Annotated in this window: 9 protein-coding genes; 6 read left to right on the plus strand and 3 right to left on the minus strand. The window is 56.9% G+C overall.

Annotated features, from left to right (window positions below; all coding sequences use genetic code 11):
* The first annotated feature begins 15 nt into the window (after positions 1 to 15).
* The 4 genes from ACIOU6_RS00905 to ACIOU6_RS00920 all read left to right on the plus strand — a co-directional run bounded on the left by ACIOU6_RS00905 (position 16) and on the right by ACIOU6_RS00920 (position 5,869).
* Positions 16 to 1,422: a sigma-54-dependent Fis family transcriptional regulator gene (locus ACIOU6_RS00905; RefSeq protein WP_221729647.1), complete on the plus strand. Its 1,407-nt coding sequence runs from the start codon at positions 16 to 18 to the stop codon at positions 1,420 to 1,422.
* 285 nt (positions 1,423 to 1,707) lie between these two features.
* Entirely contained in the window at positions 1,708 to 3,099 is a 1,392-nt protein-coding gene (locus tag ACIOU6_RS00910; protein WP_221729646.1) for a GntP family permease, read from the plus strand.
* Positions 3,100 to 3,106: 7 nt separating this feature from the next.
* Positions 3,107 to 3,880 (plus strand): 3-hydroxybutyrate dehydrogenase, encoded by a 774-nt coding sequence (gene hbdH / locus ACIOU6_RS00915; protein WP_401133031.1) that lies wholly within the window; start codon positions 3,107 to 3,109, stop codon positions 3,878 to 3,880.
* 33 nt (positions 3,881 to 3,913) lie between these two features.
* Entirely contained in the window at positions 3,914 to 5,869 is a 1,956-nt protein-coding gene (locus ACIOU6_RS00920; RefSeq protein WP_401133033.1) for an acetoacetate--CoA ligase, read from the plus strand.
* Between the two features lie 60 nt (positions 5,870 to 5,929).
* Here the strand turns inward: ACIOU6_RS00920 and ACIOU6_RS00925 are convergent, their stop codons facing one another.
* A complete protein-coding gene (locus ACIOU6_RS00925; RefSeq protein ID WP_401133036.1) occupies positions 5,930 to 9,619 on the minus strand; it encodes a hypothetical protein in 3,690 nt (1,229 codons plus the stop codon).
* 146 nt (positions 9,620 to 9,765) lie between these two features.
* The gene (locus ACIOU6_RS00930; protein ID WP_401133039.1) at positions 9,766 to 10,872 is read right to left on the minus strand and encodes a PilT/PilU family type 4a pilus ATPase; all 1,107 of its coding nucleotides are present in this window, start codon (positions 10,870 to 10,872) and stop codon (positions 9,766 to 9,768) included.
* A gap of 127 nt (positions 10,873 to 10,999) precedes the next feature.
* Here ACIOU6_RS00930 and ACIOU6_RS00935 point away from each other — a divergent pair, with 127 nt between their 5' ends.
* Together ACIOU6_RS00935 and ACIOU6_RS00940 are read left to right on the plus strand one after the other, a co-directional pair.
* Positions 11,000 to 13,537: a PAS domain-containing protein gene (locus ACIOU6_RS00935; RefSeq protein WP_221729641.1), complete on the plus strand. Its 2,538-nt coding sequence runs from the start codon at positions 11,000 to 11,002 to the stop codon at positions 13,535 to 13,537.
* Positions 13,538 to 13,588: 51 nt separating this feature from the next.
* Positions 13,589 to 13,864, plus strand: coding sequence for a peptidylprolyl isomerase (locus ACIOU6_RS00940; RefSeq protein WP_221729640.1), 276 nt, complete (start codon positions 13,589 to 13,591; stop codon positions 13,862 to 13,864).
* 69 nt (positions 13,865 to 13,933) lie between these two features.
* Here ACIOU6_RS00940 and ACIOU6_RS00945 read toward each other — a convergent pair whose 3' ends face one another.
* Positions 13,934 to 14,866, minus strand: a complete 933-nt coding sequence (locus ACIOU6_RS00945) for a sugar kinase (protein WP_401133042.1) — start codon at positions 14,864 to 14,866, stop codon at positions 13,934 to 13,936.
* Between the last annotated feature and the right edge of the window lie 125 nt (positions 14,867 to 14,991).

Consider the following 14,991-nt stretch of genomic DNA (forward strand, 5'->3'; position numbering starts at 1 on the left):
AGGATCAGTCTGCACATGAACACCACCGAAAGCCTCAAGGACTACCAACGGGTTCGCACCCTGGCGATCCGTTCGCTGTTCGAGATCATCGAGCAATCGAGCGAAGGCACGGTGATTGTTGATCGCGATGCCAACATTGTCTGGATGAACGAACGTTACGCCCGCCGTTTTGGCCTGGAGTCGGCCGAAGGGGCCATCGGCAAGCCCTGTGAAAGCGTGATTCCCGGCAGCCTCCTGCGGGAAGTGGTGCGCACCGGACGGCCGATTTTGCTCGACATGCAAGACACGCCAAAAGAACCGTTGGTGGTAATGCGTCTGCCGATTCACGACGACGCTGGCACAGTCATCGGCGCGATAGGCTTCGCCCTGTTCGATGAGTTGCGCACGCTGTCACCGATGCTCAAGCGCTACCTGAGCATGCAGGAAGAACTCGCCTCGACCCGATCACTGCTGCGCGCACGTCAGACCAAATACAACTTCGCCCATTTCATCGGCACCAGTGCTGCCAGCCTCGAAGTTAAACGCCGTGCGAGGCGCAGCGCCAGTGCTGACTCGCCCGTCTTGCTGCTCGGTGAAACCGGCACCGGCAAGGAGTTGCTGGCTCAGGCGATTCACAGCGCATCACCCCGTGCACACAAGGCCTTTGTCAGCATCAACAGCGCGGCGATTCCGGAGGCGCTGCTGGAAGCGGAGTTTTTCGGCACCGCCCCAGGCGCATTCACCGGAGCTGACCGTAAGGGCCGCACCGGCAAGCTGCAAATCGCTCAGGGTGGCACGTTGTTCCTCGACGAAATTGGCGACATGCCGCTGCCGCTGCAAAGCAAATTGCTGCGGGTGTTGCAGGAAAAGGAGTTCGAGCCGGTAGGCTCCAACGAAGTGATCCAAAGCGATGTGCGGGTGATCGCCGCGACCTCCACCGACCTGCAAGCAGCGATCAAGCGCGGCGAGTTTCGCGCTGACTTGTATTACCGCCTCAACGTGCTGCCGATCCAGGTGCCGCCGCTGCGTGAACGACTCGACGATTTGCCCGCGCTCAGCGAAGCCATTCTCGAAGAGCTGCGCAGTCAGCATGAACTGCACCGCGAAGCATTGGCATTACTGGGGCAGCATGCCTGGCCGGGCAATATTCGCGAGTTGCGCAATGTGCTGGAACGGGCGGCGTTGCTCAGTGATGACTTGATGCTGACGCAGAGTGACATTCGTGCGGCTATCGGCACGTTTACCCCGGTTGAACGTGCGACGACGCCGACGGTTGAAGCGCTGACCGAGGAAACATTCGCTCAGGCGCGAGAACGGTTTGACCGGCAGTTGATTCAATCTGCCCTGGCGCAATGCGCGGGCAACGTGCCGGAGGCGGCAGCGCGGTTGGGGCTTGGAAGATCGACGTTGTACAAGAAAATGCTGGCGCTGGGCATCACTTAGTCTCAATAGAGAGACTTAACTCTCTAACTAAAGACAAAATCAAAAGCATCGCTGACGAGCCAGCTCCCGCGGGGTTATCACAGTTTCTGTGCGAGCTGGTTTGCCAGCGAAGACACCGGCACACCCCATAAAAATCTCTAAACAGAGACAAAATACTGTTTTCATCGTCATGAAAACTCATTAAATCCATATATTTCAATACGTTACGAACCTGGCACAAAACTCGCTATAGCCTCTCCCACACCCGCTTCATCCACAAAAATAACAATTCTGGAGAGACACACCATGAGTGTGATCATTGCCTTGGCAGCCCTCGCGTTGCTGATGCTGGCGGCCTACCGTGGCTACAGCGTTATTCTCTTTGCCCCGATTGCCGCCCTCGGCGCAGTCCTTCTCACCGACCCTTCCGCCGTAGCCCCTGCGTTTACCGGGGTGTTCATGGAAAAAATGGTCGGTTTCATCAAGTTGTACTTCCCCGTTTTTTTGCTCGGTGCCGTGTTCGGCAAGTTGATCGAGTTGTCGGGGTTCTCGCGATCGATCGTCGCGGCGGCCATTCGCCTGTTAGGCACCCAGCAGGCCATGCTGGTGATCGTGCTGGTCTGCGCACTGCTTACCTACGGCGGCGTTTCGTTGTTCGTGGTGGTGTTTGCGGTTTATCCGTTTGCGGCGGAGATGTTCCGTCAGAGCAATATTCCCAAGCGCCTGATCCCGGCGACCATCGCCCTCGGTGCGTTCTCGTTCACCATGGACGCCCTGCCCGGCACGCCGCAAATCCAGAACATCATCCCCAGCACCTTTTTCAACACCACCGCATGGGCGGCGCCGTGGCTGGGTTTGGTCGGCACGATTTTCGTGTTCTGCGCTGGCATGCTGTTTCTGCAGCGCCAACGCAACAAGGCCCAGCGTGCCGGTGAAGGTTACGGCACCGCGTTGCGCAATGAGCCGGAAACGGCTGAAGACCTCAAGCTGCCCAACCCGTGGATTGCGCTGTCACCATTGCTGGCGGTGGGCATCATGAACTTGCTGTTCACTCAGTGGATTCCGCAGTGGTACGGCAAGACCCACAGCCTCGCGCTGCCAGGCATGGCTACACCAGTGACCACCGAAATTGCCAAACTGACGGCGATCTGGGCGGTACAAGCCGCGCTGCTGATCGGTATCTTGATGGTGCTGGTGTTCGGGTTTAAGGCGATTCGCAGCAAGTTGGCCGAAGGCAGCAAAAGCGCGGTCAGCGGCGCGTTACTCGCTGCGATGAACACCGCTTCCGAATATGGTTTTGGTGCAGTGATCGCTTCGCTGCCGGGCTTTCTGGTGCTGGCCGACTGGCTCAAGCAGATCCCCAATCCGCTGGTCAACGAAGCCATCACCGTCACCCTGCTGGCGGGTATCACCGGCTCCGCGTCGGGTGGCATGAGCATTGCGCTGGCGGCGATGTCCGAGCAGTTCATCAACGCCGCGCACGCAGCGAATATTCCACTGGAAGTGCTGCACCGCGTGGCCGCCATGGCCAGCGGCGGCATGGACACCCTGCCGCACAACGGTGCGGTGATCACGCTGTTGGCCGTGACCGGCCTGACGCACCGTGAAGCCTATAAAGACATTTTCTGTATTACGCTGATCAAGACCCTGGCGGTTTTCGTAGTGATCGGCACTTTCTACGCCACTGGCATTGTGTGAGGTATTCATGACGACTCTTTCGGGCAAGACCGCACTGGTGACCGGATCAACCAGCGGCATCGGTCTGGGCATCGCGCTGAGCCTGGCCAAGGCTGGCGCCAACCTGATCCTCAACGGTTTCGGTGATGCCTCCACAGTCATCGCCGAAGTCGGCCAATTCGGCGGTAAGGTCGGCCATCATCCGGCCGATGTCAGCGACCCGGCACAGATTGCCGACATGATCGCCTACGCCGAACGCGAATTCGGTGGCGTCGACATTCTGGTCAACAACGCCGGCATCCAGCATGTCGCTGCCGTGGAAGAATTCCCGGTCGAGCGCTGGGACTCGATCATTGCGATCAACCTGTCTTCGGTGTTTCACAGCACTCGCCTGAGCTTGCCGGGCATGCGTGCCAAAGATTGGGGGCGCATCATCAACATCGCGTCCGTACATGGCCAGGTCGGGTCGACCGGCAAGGCTGCCTATGTGGCGGCCAAGCACGGGGTGATCGGCCTGACCAAAGTGGTCGGCCTGGAAACCGCGACCAGTCATGTCACCTGCAACGCTATCTGCCCGGGCTGGGTGTTGACGCCGCTAGTGCAAAAGCAAATCGATGACCGCGCGGCCAAAGGCGTTGACCCACAGCAGGCGCAGCATGATTTGCTGGCCGAGAAGCAGCCATCGCTGGAGTTCGTCACGCCCCAGCATTTGGGTGAATTGGTGTTGTTCCTGTGCAGCGAGGCTGGCAGCCAGGTGCGCGGCGCGGCGTGGAATATTGATGGTGGGTGGTTGGCGCAATAAGCCGCGCTACCTTCAGAAAACAAGAGGCAAACAATGTCCGACATCCTCTGGCAACCCGACGCCAAACGTATCGCCGATTCGCGCATGGACGCGTTCCGCCGTTTCGCCAATCAGCGCCATTCACTGAAACTGGACGACTACCCCGCCCTGCACCAATGGAGCATCGATCAGCGCGAAGCGTTCTGGAAGGCCATCGTCGATTTTTTCGATATCCGGTTCCATACCCAGCCCGATGCCGTGCTGCGCGAAGGCGCGCAAATGCCCAGCGCCGAGTGGTTTCCGGGCGCCACCCTGAACTTCGCCGAACACCTTTTGCGTCGCCGCGATGATGCCGTAGCAATCGTCGCCGTGGCGGAAAACGGCCAACGTGAACAGTTGACCTGGGCCGAACTGGCCCAACACGTCGCCGGATTTCAAGCCAGCCTGCAAGCGGCGGGCGTCGGCCTCGGCGACCGCGTCGCCGCGTGTATGCCCAACACTTGGCAGACACTGATAGCGATGCTGGCCACCACCAGCCTCGGGGCGATCTGGTCGTGCTCTTCGCCAGACTTCGGCACCCACGGGGTGATCGACCGCTTCGGCCAGATTGAACCGAAAGTGCTGCTCACCTGCGCAGGCTATCGCTACGCCGGTAAAGAGATCGATCAAACAACGAAAATCAACGAAATCCTTGCGCAACTGCCGTCGCTGCAACATCTGGTCATCGTGCCGTACGCGCGTCCACGGGCTCGCGCTGAGGACTATCAGACGCACGCCGAAGTCACGCTCTGGGACGACTTTTACCTGCTCGGCGACGAGCCGCGTTTCGTCCCGGTGCCGTTCGCTCATCCGCTGTACGTGCTGTATTCGAGCGGCACCACCGGCGTGCCAAAGTGCATCGTGCACAGCACCGGCGGCGTGTTGCTGCAACACGTCAAGGAACACGGACTGCATGTCGATCTCGGCCCTGGAGATCGATTGTTCTACTACACCACCTGCGGCTGGATGATGTGGAACTGGCTGGTGTCGGCACTGGCGGTCGGCAGCGCCGTGGTGCTGTACGACGGCTCGCCGTTTCATCCGGGCCCGGAACGTTTGCCGGACCTGCTCGAAGACGAACGTGTCAGCGTCTTCGGTACAAGCCCCAAGTTCCTCGCAACGTTGGAGAGCAGCGGCGTCAAACCTCGCGAAAGCCACGACCTGAGCAACCTGAAAACCCTGCTTTGCACCGGTTCGGCGCTGTCGCCACAGAGTTATGACTTCGTCTACCGCGACTTCAAAACCGACGTATGCCTGGCCTCGATGTCCGGCGGCACCGACATCGTTTCCTGTTTCGTCAATGGCAACCCACTGTCGCCAGTGCGTCGTGGCGAAATCATGGGCAAGAGCCTGGGCATGGCGGTTGAAGTCTGGAATGACGCCGGCAAAGCGCTGATCGGCGAGAAAGGCGAATTGGTTTGCACCCGGCACTTCCCGGCGATGCCGATCGGCCTTTGGAATGACGGGGACGGAAAAAAACTGCACCAATCGTATTTCAGCCTCTTCCCCGGTGTCTGGGCGCAGGGCGATTACGCCGAACAATTGCCTCATGGCGCGATGATGATTCACGGTCGCTCAGATGCCGTACTCAATCCCGGCGGCGTGCGCATCGGTACTGCGGAGATTTATCGACAGGTCGAGAAAGTCGCCGAGGTGCTCGACAGCGTCGCCATCGGTCAGCAGTGGCGGGATGACGTGCGGGTCGTGTTGTTTGTCAGCTTACGTGAAGGGATGGCACTGGATGAGGCGCTGCAGCAGCGCATTCGTCAGATGATCCGCGCCAACACCACACCAAGGCATGTACCGGCGAAGATCGTTGCGGTCACGGACATTCCACGCACCATCAGCGGCAAGATTGTGGAGCTGGCCGTGCGCGAGGTGGTACATGGGCGGCCGGTGAAAAACACCGATGCCCTGGCCAATCCCGAAGCGCTGGAGCAGTTTCGGGATCGGCCTGAGCTCAGTGTATAAAAAGCCGTAGCTAATGGGCGAAAGCAAATGCCTCAGGCAAGCCTGCGGCATAGCTGCAGATCAATCGAAATTCAGGTTGATCAAGACCTCACCATCAATGGTTCGGCCGGCACTGCCTTTAACGGCCGCCTCCACGATATTCATGTTATTGGCGTATTTGTCGGGGTTCGTTTCCATCTGGCTAAGCAGTGCAGTCACAATCGCAAAAGAGTCCGCATTAACTAGAGCCTCGTCACGATTGTAATAGCCGCCAGTCCCATCCGGCTTCGGCAAACGACCTGCTGCCAGATTCAGTAACGGCGCTACGTCCAGAACGGGTAACTTGTTGCGCAATGTGGCCTTGGCGATCACGCGCTCACCCTTTCCTGCTCCTGCACGGAGCATTTCATGGATCAGATCATCGGCCACTTCTCCGTAGCTGAAACCCGCAGCATTAAACCGATCATTCAGATTCTGATTGCTGATGGTCAAGTACTGAACATTTTCCCGATCATTCAGGCCGGCTTTTTTCCACTCGTTGTACTGGCTCTGTTCGACTTGCATGATCTGATTGTCGACCTTGGCGCTATCCAGGACGAAATTACTGATCGACGTGCCGCCGAGATCCACTCGGATCGCAGCCAAAGCCACTGAAAAGCTATCGCGACCTCTATCCGTTGTGCCAAAAAACAGCCCGATCGTCAGGTCAGTCCGGGGCTTATGCGCCGGCGTTCCCAACACAGAAATGGCGGCTTGAACCTTTTCATGCGCCTTGGACAGGCCGTGCTGAATAATATGACTGGTGTAAGCCTCGGGCCGGACACTGGGTACTGCAAATGCACCTTTGAGTTCGAAGCCGTCCAGCTGTTTACCCCAAGGATTACCGCGGCTGCTGATGCCATACCACTGTTCATTTTTTTTCAAAGCGCAAACATTCGTTGCATCCACCGTGCTGCCACGCGGACGCCACTTGCCTTGCCCAACCTGAGGCAGACTGGCCAGTTGCAGGAAATCCACGGATTGACGTCGACCGGTTAACCGGTACAACTGGGATGTCGCCGAGTCCACCAATTTCAAGCATCCAGTACGTCCACTTTTCAGGAGTGCTTTTGTAGCCTTGAATCCTGCGGTGGGTATGCCATCGATTGGATTTAATGTCGAAATAGTCAACTGGAGGCCAAATTTTATGCCACTCGCGAGCTTGGCTGCCAGCGAGGCACTCTTTGCTGCAATGCTCAATAGTTTTGCCGGAGCGCTTAAGACCGCAAAGAAAATTCCGATCGCGTCCATCGAACACGCATAAACCCCATCGACCACTTTATTTCGATCACCTGAAGCCAGGTCTTCAATGCATTTTTTGAAAGGCACAATCAAGTCGGCAACATATTGCAGCACCTCATCAGTCGTTTTCGCAATTCGCTCTTTATCTGTGAGTTCAGTAAACGCTTCAACCAGTTCACTGACGCTTCCGACGGGGCGATGGGTGACAACGAATTTTGCAATATTCTCTATATGAGGACTCATGAAAAACTGATAAAGACTGTGCTTGTCTTCAGTAGCGGATGCAGGTGCTGCAAGGGTACCCAGTTTTTCTATGACCATCTTATCGCAAGCATTGGGGCGCGGACGTTTGCCCTGAGTGTAACTTTCAAGGTCAGTTGGAACATTATGAGTTTCAGGCAATGGAGACTGTGCATCATTGGGGCTTCTTTTCATCTCCAGCCATGCCGGCATCCCCATTTTCTTGGTTTCCAGGACTAGTTTACCGAGTGCATCGTTTCTTCGGCACTCGCCCAGCAGGCTGAATAATTCATAACAGAGCGTCTGATTGTTACCGTAAGAGGCAATCATGATCACTGCAAACCGGCCTCGCGCCTGATCTTTTTTACCCTGCAACTCTACTTGTTGCGCTCCCTTGTTAGCGACACCTATCAGGTTGAAATTACCTTTCTCCGGATAAATGGTTTCAACCACCGGTTCACGGACGGTAAAGAAAGTAATTTTGCTCTTCCCGAAAACATCTCGATCCTGGCGGGGCATGCCTGCCAATGCCAGCTTTATGTTGGATGCCATCGCTCGATGAATATTGCCATGATAGGCACGGACTTCAGCTTCAAAAACATCCTGATTGCGCACCAACCCGGTAAGTTGAGGATATTCACCAAGGATGTGCGGAGTCTTGTTCCAGTCCCACTCTCCGGAACTTAATAGACCTTCAATATGCAAATCGAGCATTGACACCCTCATCGCAGAGTAAGGGGCAGGTCGCAGTAGCGGCGTCTCAAGAAAGTCACAACCCGGCACTGCACTTTCCAGAGCGGCCAGCGCAAGTTTTTTCCGACTCGGTACCGGTGTAGAAAATGCCTTGGCACCATTAACCATCGTTGCTATATGCGCTTGATAAGCAGCCAGACTGGTTCTAACAGCATCAGCGGTGGATGATTTGAGATTGTCATAGGAAATAACTTCATTGATTAGGCCCCAGTCAATCACACCTTCTATCGCCGCCATGCCTTGAAGTTGATCCAGCGCGGTACTCACCGTAGCGAGTTCGGCGAACTGCATGACGTCTTCGTAATGAAGGAACCGTGAAGCCCCAGCCGCGATCAATTCAATCACGCTGACAGCCTGGAAAAAAGTGACCCAGGCGATCGAGCCCACCATCAGCCAAGAGGGAACGCTTTTCACCAGCAAGCCGGGCGCTGTGGACGACAACAACAAATGCGACGCCAAAGGAGCCAGATTGCGAGAGACCTTTTTGCTATTGACCAGATGTTGTTCAAATCCTTGACGGATATTCTCCAGAGGCTTATCAACAGCAACGTTCGAAGCATAAATGTTATAGCCAGCAATAACGTTTCGTTGTTCGACGGCGCCAACCTGCGGATCTAGCTGAAGAATGATCGCCGTAAACAAGACTTGCGCCAGATCATCGGCATCGAACACTTCTCCAGTTCGCGCGCCCCACCAACCCAAAGCGTTCACGTACTTTTTGGCAAGTGCGTAGGAAAAATCATGGTGCACCAGTTCCGTAATAACGCCGTCAGCATTCTCCCAATCAACAGCATCGTATAAGACGGGTTTGACATTTTCATACAACGTTTCAAGAAGATTCTTGCCCCCGGGAACGAACGAAGCAGTCAATGCACGAATTTCCTGGCATTGAGAGGCGGTCAGTGCAACGGAGTTTCCGGTGTGCCCATTGATTTGCTCCCAATATTTGTCGATTCGATGGGAGGGACGGAACTCCCACTGTAAAAAAGTGAGAAGTTGAATAAACTGTTCGACGTTCGTCGGAACGTTCAACCCATGAAAGCGCAGCCATTGAGCATAACTGGCTTCATCAGCCTCCGTGCGGATGGCACCCCCCGTTTGTTCACTGGCCTCCCTGAGCTGCTCACGGTTGGCTCGTGCATGCATAAAATACTCGATTTGTCTCACTACATTGTCAGCGTCACCGTCACTCCCGGCATCCATCCAGACCTCAAAATCAGCACTTGTAATTTTCGCATTGGCGTCTTGATGAAAGATCTTTACCAGCTTACTTAGCTTCTCGCTGAGTGGCTTGTGCACATAATAAAAAGATGAACCCTCGTGCAGTGTCAAAGTAATGGCCTCCATATCAATCACAACGGCACTGTTACGCACCTTGTACAACTGATAAAGAACATTCGTTATTACCTTGCGCTCCACCTCATCACCAGCGATGCACAGTTGATTATCCTGCGCAGTCAGAACAGCACTTTTACTTAAAATATTTCTAACCTTCATCTTTTGTTCCAACTTAATAAGTTCAATGTTTAATTCAGCACTAACACCATCAAACAGAACAAAAGATTCCTCAACTTACGATTTATTAACTCAAGTTTCAAACCCTGGAATACACGCGACACTTACACTTAAAAAACACAACACACTCACTCCATCAACCCCCACTCCCCAGAAGACTTTCCTTGTACTTTTACACTTGAACCCAACTTTATCCGCAGCCTTAGATTATTGATGGAATCAGCAAATCCGAGTGCTTCCTCAACACTGACAACACCCTCTTCAATCAGGTTATAAAGGGCGACGTCAAATGTTTGCATACCCGCCTCCGCTGATTTCTCCATAATATCTTTCAGTTCACCCAGCTCATTCCGCCGGATCAGGTCAGCCACTGTTGGCGTCCCTAACAGCACCTCGACCGCCGCCCTCCTTTGTCCATCAATCGTGCGCACCAACCGCTGTGAGACAAAGGCTTTCAAGTTGTTTCCCAACGCGTTCAGCAACTGCGGACGACGTTCTTCCGGGAACATATTGATAATTCGGTCCAGCGCTTGATTGGCGTTGTTGGCATGCAACGTTGAAATCACCAAGTGGCCGGTTTCAGTGAACGCCAATGCATGCTCCATGGTTTCACGGTCGCGAATTTCGCCGATCAGCACGACGTCCGGCGCCTGACGCAGAGTGTTTTTCAGTGCGGCATGAAAGCTGCGGGTGTCGACGCCTACTTCACGCTGATTGATGATCGAGCATTGATGGCGGTGGATGTATTCGATCGGGTCTTCGATAGTGACAATGTGCCCGCTGCTATGGCGATTGCGGTGATCGATAAGCGCTGCCAGTGAGGTTGATTTTCCCGAAGCCGTGGCGCCGACAAACAGGATCAGGCCCTGCTTGAGCATCACGGTTTCGAGCAATACAGGCGGCAGTTTGAGATCTTCGAAGCGTGGTATGTCGAGCTTGACGTTACGGATGACGATTGAGACATCGTTGCGCTGTTTAAAAATGTTGACCCGGAAGCGGCCGATGCCCGCTCTGGAAATCGCCAGGTTCATTTCCAGATCCCGGTCGAACTCCCGGCGCTGCTCGGCGTCCATCAGGGAGTTGGCGATTGTCGATACCTCACCGGGTTTGAACGGCTGGTCGCTCAACGGTGTCAGCCCCCCCTCGAATCGTGCACTGGGTGGCGCGCCCGTGGATAGAAACAGGTCGGAGCCGTGACGACTCGCCAGTAGTTTGAGCAGTGCATCGATTTCCATGGCAAAGAACACCCGCGAAGCCAGCAATGAACAGAGAGCGCCCGCGCCGTGACGCAACGGGCCAAACAGCGTCTACCGAACTAGGATAGTAGACGCCGCCGCACTGAATGACGCTCAGGACTCCTTGATGAACGCTGCACCGACCACCGACGACGCCCAGACACTGATCACCCGCACCGACTGGAGTCGCACCCCTCTGGGCGCTGCCGGGACATGGCCGCAAAGCCTGCGTACCGCGGTGGACATCGTGATTCACTCGCCGATGCCGATGTTGCTGTTGTGGGGGCCGGAGCTGACGCAGATCTATAACAACGGCTTTGCCTTGCTTGCCGGGAGCAAGCATCCGAACGCTTTCGGACAGCCTGCCCACCAGATATGGCCGGAACTTCGAGACTTCACTGACCCGATTTACAGCGCCGTCCTACAAGGCCAGGTGCGCACCTACAGCGAACGACGCTTCACTCTGCAACACGATGGCAAGGATTCCGATTTCTGGCTCGACCTGACTTACAGTCCGATCCGCGATGAAAACGCATACGTGGCGGGAATTCTGGTCACAGCGATTGAAACCAACGAGCGGCGGCGTATTGCACTGGAACTGCAACGGCGCTCCGACGAAAGCCTCAAAGCCCAACGTGAAACTGAAGAGCGCCTGCAACTGGCGCTCGCCGCAACCGATGCGGTGGGCACCTGGGACTGGGACATCGGCGAAGACCGCTTTATTGCCGACGCGCATTTCGCCCAATTGCACGGCGTCGATCCGGCGCTGGCGGGGCAGTTGCCAATCACCGAGTACCTGCAAGGCGTGCATCCCGAGGACCGGCCAATGGTCGCGCGCAGCATCAAGCACTGCATCACTCACGGCACCGAATACGCCGAGGAATATCGCCTGCTGCAACCTGGCGGACAGCTGCGCTGGGTGTTTGCTCGCGGGCGCTGCTACAAGGATCACCATGGTCGGCCAGTACGTTTCCTGGGCGCCGCGCTCGATCTGACCGAGCGTAAACACACCGAACAAGCGTTGCGTCAGAGCCAGACCGAGTTGCAGTTAATCATTAACGCCATGCCGATCCTGATCAGCTATGTCGACCACGAAGAACGTTTTCGCCTGAACAACGCGGCGTATCTCGACTGGTACGGCCAGACGCCGCAAGAGCTCTATGGCCGCACGATTCGTGAAGTGATAGGCGAAGAGGCGTATTTCCTGCGCTTACCGTATATCGCCGAAGCGCTGGCGGGCCGGCCTTGCTCATTCAGCCTCTACACGCCGCACCGCGACGGCAGCAACCGCCATGCCCTGATGAACTACTTGCCGCGTCTGAGCGCAGAGGGTGCGGTCAATGGTTTCTACATCTTTGTGATCGACGAGTCCGAGCGCAGAAAAACCGAGGAGGCCCTGCGCAACCTCAACGAAACCCTGGAGGAGCGCGTCAGCGCCCGCACCGAGCAACTGGCTCAGGCCAATCAGCGACTGCAGAACGAGATGTTCGAACGCGAGCGCGCCGAAGACGCGCTGCGCCATGCACAGAAGATGGAAGCGGTCGGGCAGCTCACCGGCGGCATCGCCCATGACTTCAACAATATGCTCACCGGGATCATTGGCAGCCTCGACCTGATGCAGCGCTACATCGCCAACGGCCGGGTCGAGGAGATCGGGCGCTTCACCGAAGCCGCGGTGTCATCCGCCAACCGTGCGGCGGCGCTGACCCACCGTTTGCTGGCGTTTTCGCGGCGACAATCGCTGGATCGCAAGACGCTGAACGTCAACACGCTGATCCATTCACTGGAAGATCTGATCCGCCGTACCAAGGGCGATCCGATCGAACTCACATTGCGCCTGGCCGATCAGGTGTGGTCGGTCAGCACCGACGTCAGCCAACTGGAAAACGCCCTGCTCAATCTGGTGATCAACGCCCGGGACGCAATGCCTCATGGGGGTGAGTTACTGATCGAGACGGCCAACGTCTATCTCGACGGCAGCGACATCACGACGCTTGAGCCAGTCAAGGCTGGCGATTACCTGATGCTGGCCGTCAGCGATAACGGTACCGGCATGACGCCTTCGGTGCGATCGAAAGCGTTCGATCCGTTTTTCACCACCAAACCCATCGGCCAAGGCACCGGTCTGGGCTTGTCGATGATCTATGGTTTTGCCCAGCAATCGGGCGGTCATGTCAGCCTCGACAGCTTGCCGGGCCAGGGCACTTGCGTACGGTTGTACTTGCCGCGCCTGCATGGCATTGAGCCTGAGCACCCGGCTATAGAGCCGGTTGAGCAGACCCCGAGCACCGTCACCGGGGAAACCGTGGTGGTGGTCGAAGACGATCCGGCGGTGCGCATGCTAGTGCTCGATCTGCTCAACGAGTTGGGCTACAACGCCCTCGAAGCAGAAGACGCGAAGACCGCCCTGCCCTTGCTGGAATCCGGCGTGCGCGTGGATTTGCTGGTCACCGACGTTGGCCTGCCGGGCATGAACGGCCGACAATTGGCGGAAATCGCCCGGCAGCAGCATCCACGGCTCAAGGTCCTGTTCATGACCGGTTATGCGCAGAAAGCCGCCGAGCGTCAGGGTTTTCTGGAGGACGGCATGGACATGGTGGCCAAACCGTTTTCCATTGAGCTTCTGGCCAGCAAGATCCGCACGATGATCAACCAAACGCCTTGAGTTGAGGCATAATCCGCGGCCCGCCGTCACCCCGTTATCAGGTATCACAAGATGAAAGCCCAAGCCCGCCACATTCTGGTGAAAACCGCCGAAGAAGCCGAACAGCTCAAACAACGCATTGCCAAGGGTGAAGCGTTTGATGTGCTGGCCAAAAAGTTTTCCACCTGCCCGTCCGGCAAGCGCGGCGGTGATCTGGGTGAAGTGCGACCGGGGCAGATGGTCGGTGTGATCGATGCGGTGATTTTCAAGAAGCCGCTGCGCACGGTGCATGGGCCGATCAAGAGCAAGTTCGGGTATCACTTGGTGCAGGTGTTTTACCGGGACTGAAGGGTCGACTTTCGGACCTCTTCGCGGGCTTGCTCGCGAACCGATTGCGCAGCAGGCGACATCCAACGCTTACCTCGGAATCAGCGCTCCAGGCACTTGAATCACCCGACTCGCCAACCGATGCCCCGCCTCGGCTGCCTCATACGTGCTGCCCCCCAGCAAACGACTGGCCAGATACGCCGCACTGAACGAATCCCCCGCCGCCGTGGTGTCCACCACTTTCTCGACCTTTTGCGCAGGCACCTCAAACACCTCACCGTCGCACCGTATCAGACACGCCTGGGCGCCGCGTTTGAGCACCACTTCCGGCGTGCCGAACTGTGCGTAAGCCTCGAACACGGCATCGCAGTCAACAAAACCAAACAGCGCCTGCTCGTCATCGACCGTCAGCAACGCCAGATCAACATAGGGCAACACGCTGCGATAGGCCGCCCTCGCGTCCTCCGACGACGCCCACAGACGGGGGCGGTAGTTGTTATCGAAGACAATCCGCGCATCACGCCGGCGGGCCTCGGACAACACCTCAATCAGTCTTTCCCGACCCTGCGCACCGAGCACGGCCAGGGTGATGCCGCTGAAATACAGCACGTCGTAGTCCGGTAACGCCGCCAGAATCGGTTCGGCGGCCGGGGTGGTGAAGCAATCGCGAACGGCCGCTTCGTTGCGCCAGTAGAGAAAATGCCGTTCGCCGTTGGCGTCGGTCTGGATGCAATACAGGCCGGGCAAACGACCGGGCAGGCGTTGCACGAGATCGAGGCCAATGCCTTCTTGAGTCCAGATCTGGCACATGGCGTCGCTGAAGCTGTCATCGCCCAAGGCCGTGACATAGTCGACTTGAGCCTTGTCGCCCAGGGCGCGGGACAGGTAGACGGCGGTGTTGAGGGTATCGCCGCCGAAGTTTTGCAGCAGGCTGCCGTCGGCGCGTTGCTGAAGTTCGATCATGCACTCGCCAATCAGGGCAATGCGTGGGAGGTGTGGGCCCAAGGGGCTGAGGGTGGTCATTTTGCGGGGTCTCTGTTTGATCGGGGGGGGCTGGGCGGACGCCTTTGCGAGCAAGCTCGCTGCCACAGGGAAATGCATTCCAAGTGTGGTAGCGAGCTTGCTCGCGAAGGCAGCGCGTCGGTGTC

It is taken from the genome of Pseudomonas sp. NPDC087615, from assembly GCF_044743445.1.
GTDB lineage: Bacteria > Pseudomonadota > Gammaproteobacteria > Pseudomonadales > Pseudomonadaceae > Aquipseudomonas > Aquipseudomonas baetica_A.

What these genes read in the sequence shown, in the direction of transcription:
- ACIOU6_RS00905 (WP_221729647.1), top strand. Translation starts at nt 16, where the DNA reads ATGAACACCACCGAAAGCCTCAAGGACTACCAACGGGTTCGCACCCTG.
- ACIOU6_RS00910 (WP_221729646.1), top strand. Translation starts at nt 1,708, where the DNA reads ATGAGTGTGATCATTGCCTTGGCAGCCCTCGCGTTGCTGATGCTGGCG.
- hbdH (WP_401133031.1), top strand. Translation starts at nt 3,107, where the DNA reads ATGACGACTCTTTCGGGCAAGACCGCACTGGTGACCGGATCAACCAGC.
- ACIOU6_RS00920 (WP_401133033.1), top strand. Translation starts at nt 3,914, where the DNA reads ATGTCCGACATCCTCTGGCAACCCGACGCCAAACGTATCGCCGATTCG.
- ACIOU6_RS00925 (WP_401133036.1), bottom strand. Translation starts at nt 9,619, where the DNA reads ATGAAGGTTAGAAATATTTTAAGTAAAAGTGCTGTTCTGACTGCGCAG.
- ACIOU6_RS00930 (WP_401133039.1), bottom strand. Translation starts at nt 10,872, where the DNA reads ATGGAAATCGATGCACTGCTCAAACTACTGGCGAGTCGTCACGGCTCC.
- ACIOU6_RS00935 (WP_221729641.1), top strand. Translation starts at nt 11,000, where the DNA reads ATGAACGCTGCACCGACCACCGACGACGCCCAGACACTGATCACCCGC.
- ACIOU6_RS00940 (WP_221729640.1), top strand. Translation starts at nt 13,589, where the DNA reads ATGAAAGCCCAAGCCCGCCACATTCTGGTGAAAACCGCCGAAGAAGCC.
- ACIOU6_RS00945 (WP_401133042.1), bottom strand. Translation starts at nt 14,866, where the DNA reads ATGACCACCCTCAGCCCCTTGGGCCCACACCTCCCACGCATTGCCCTG.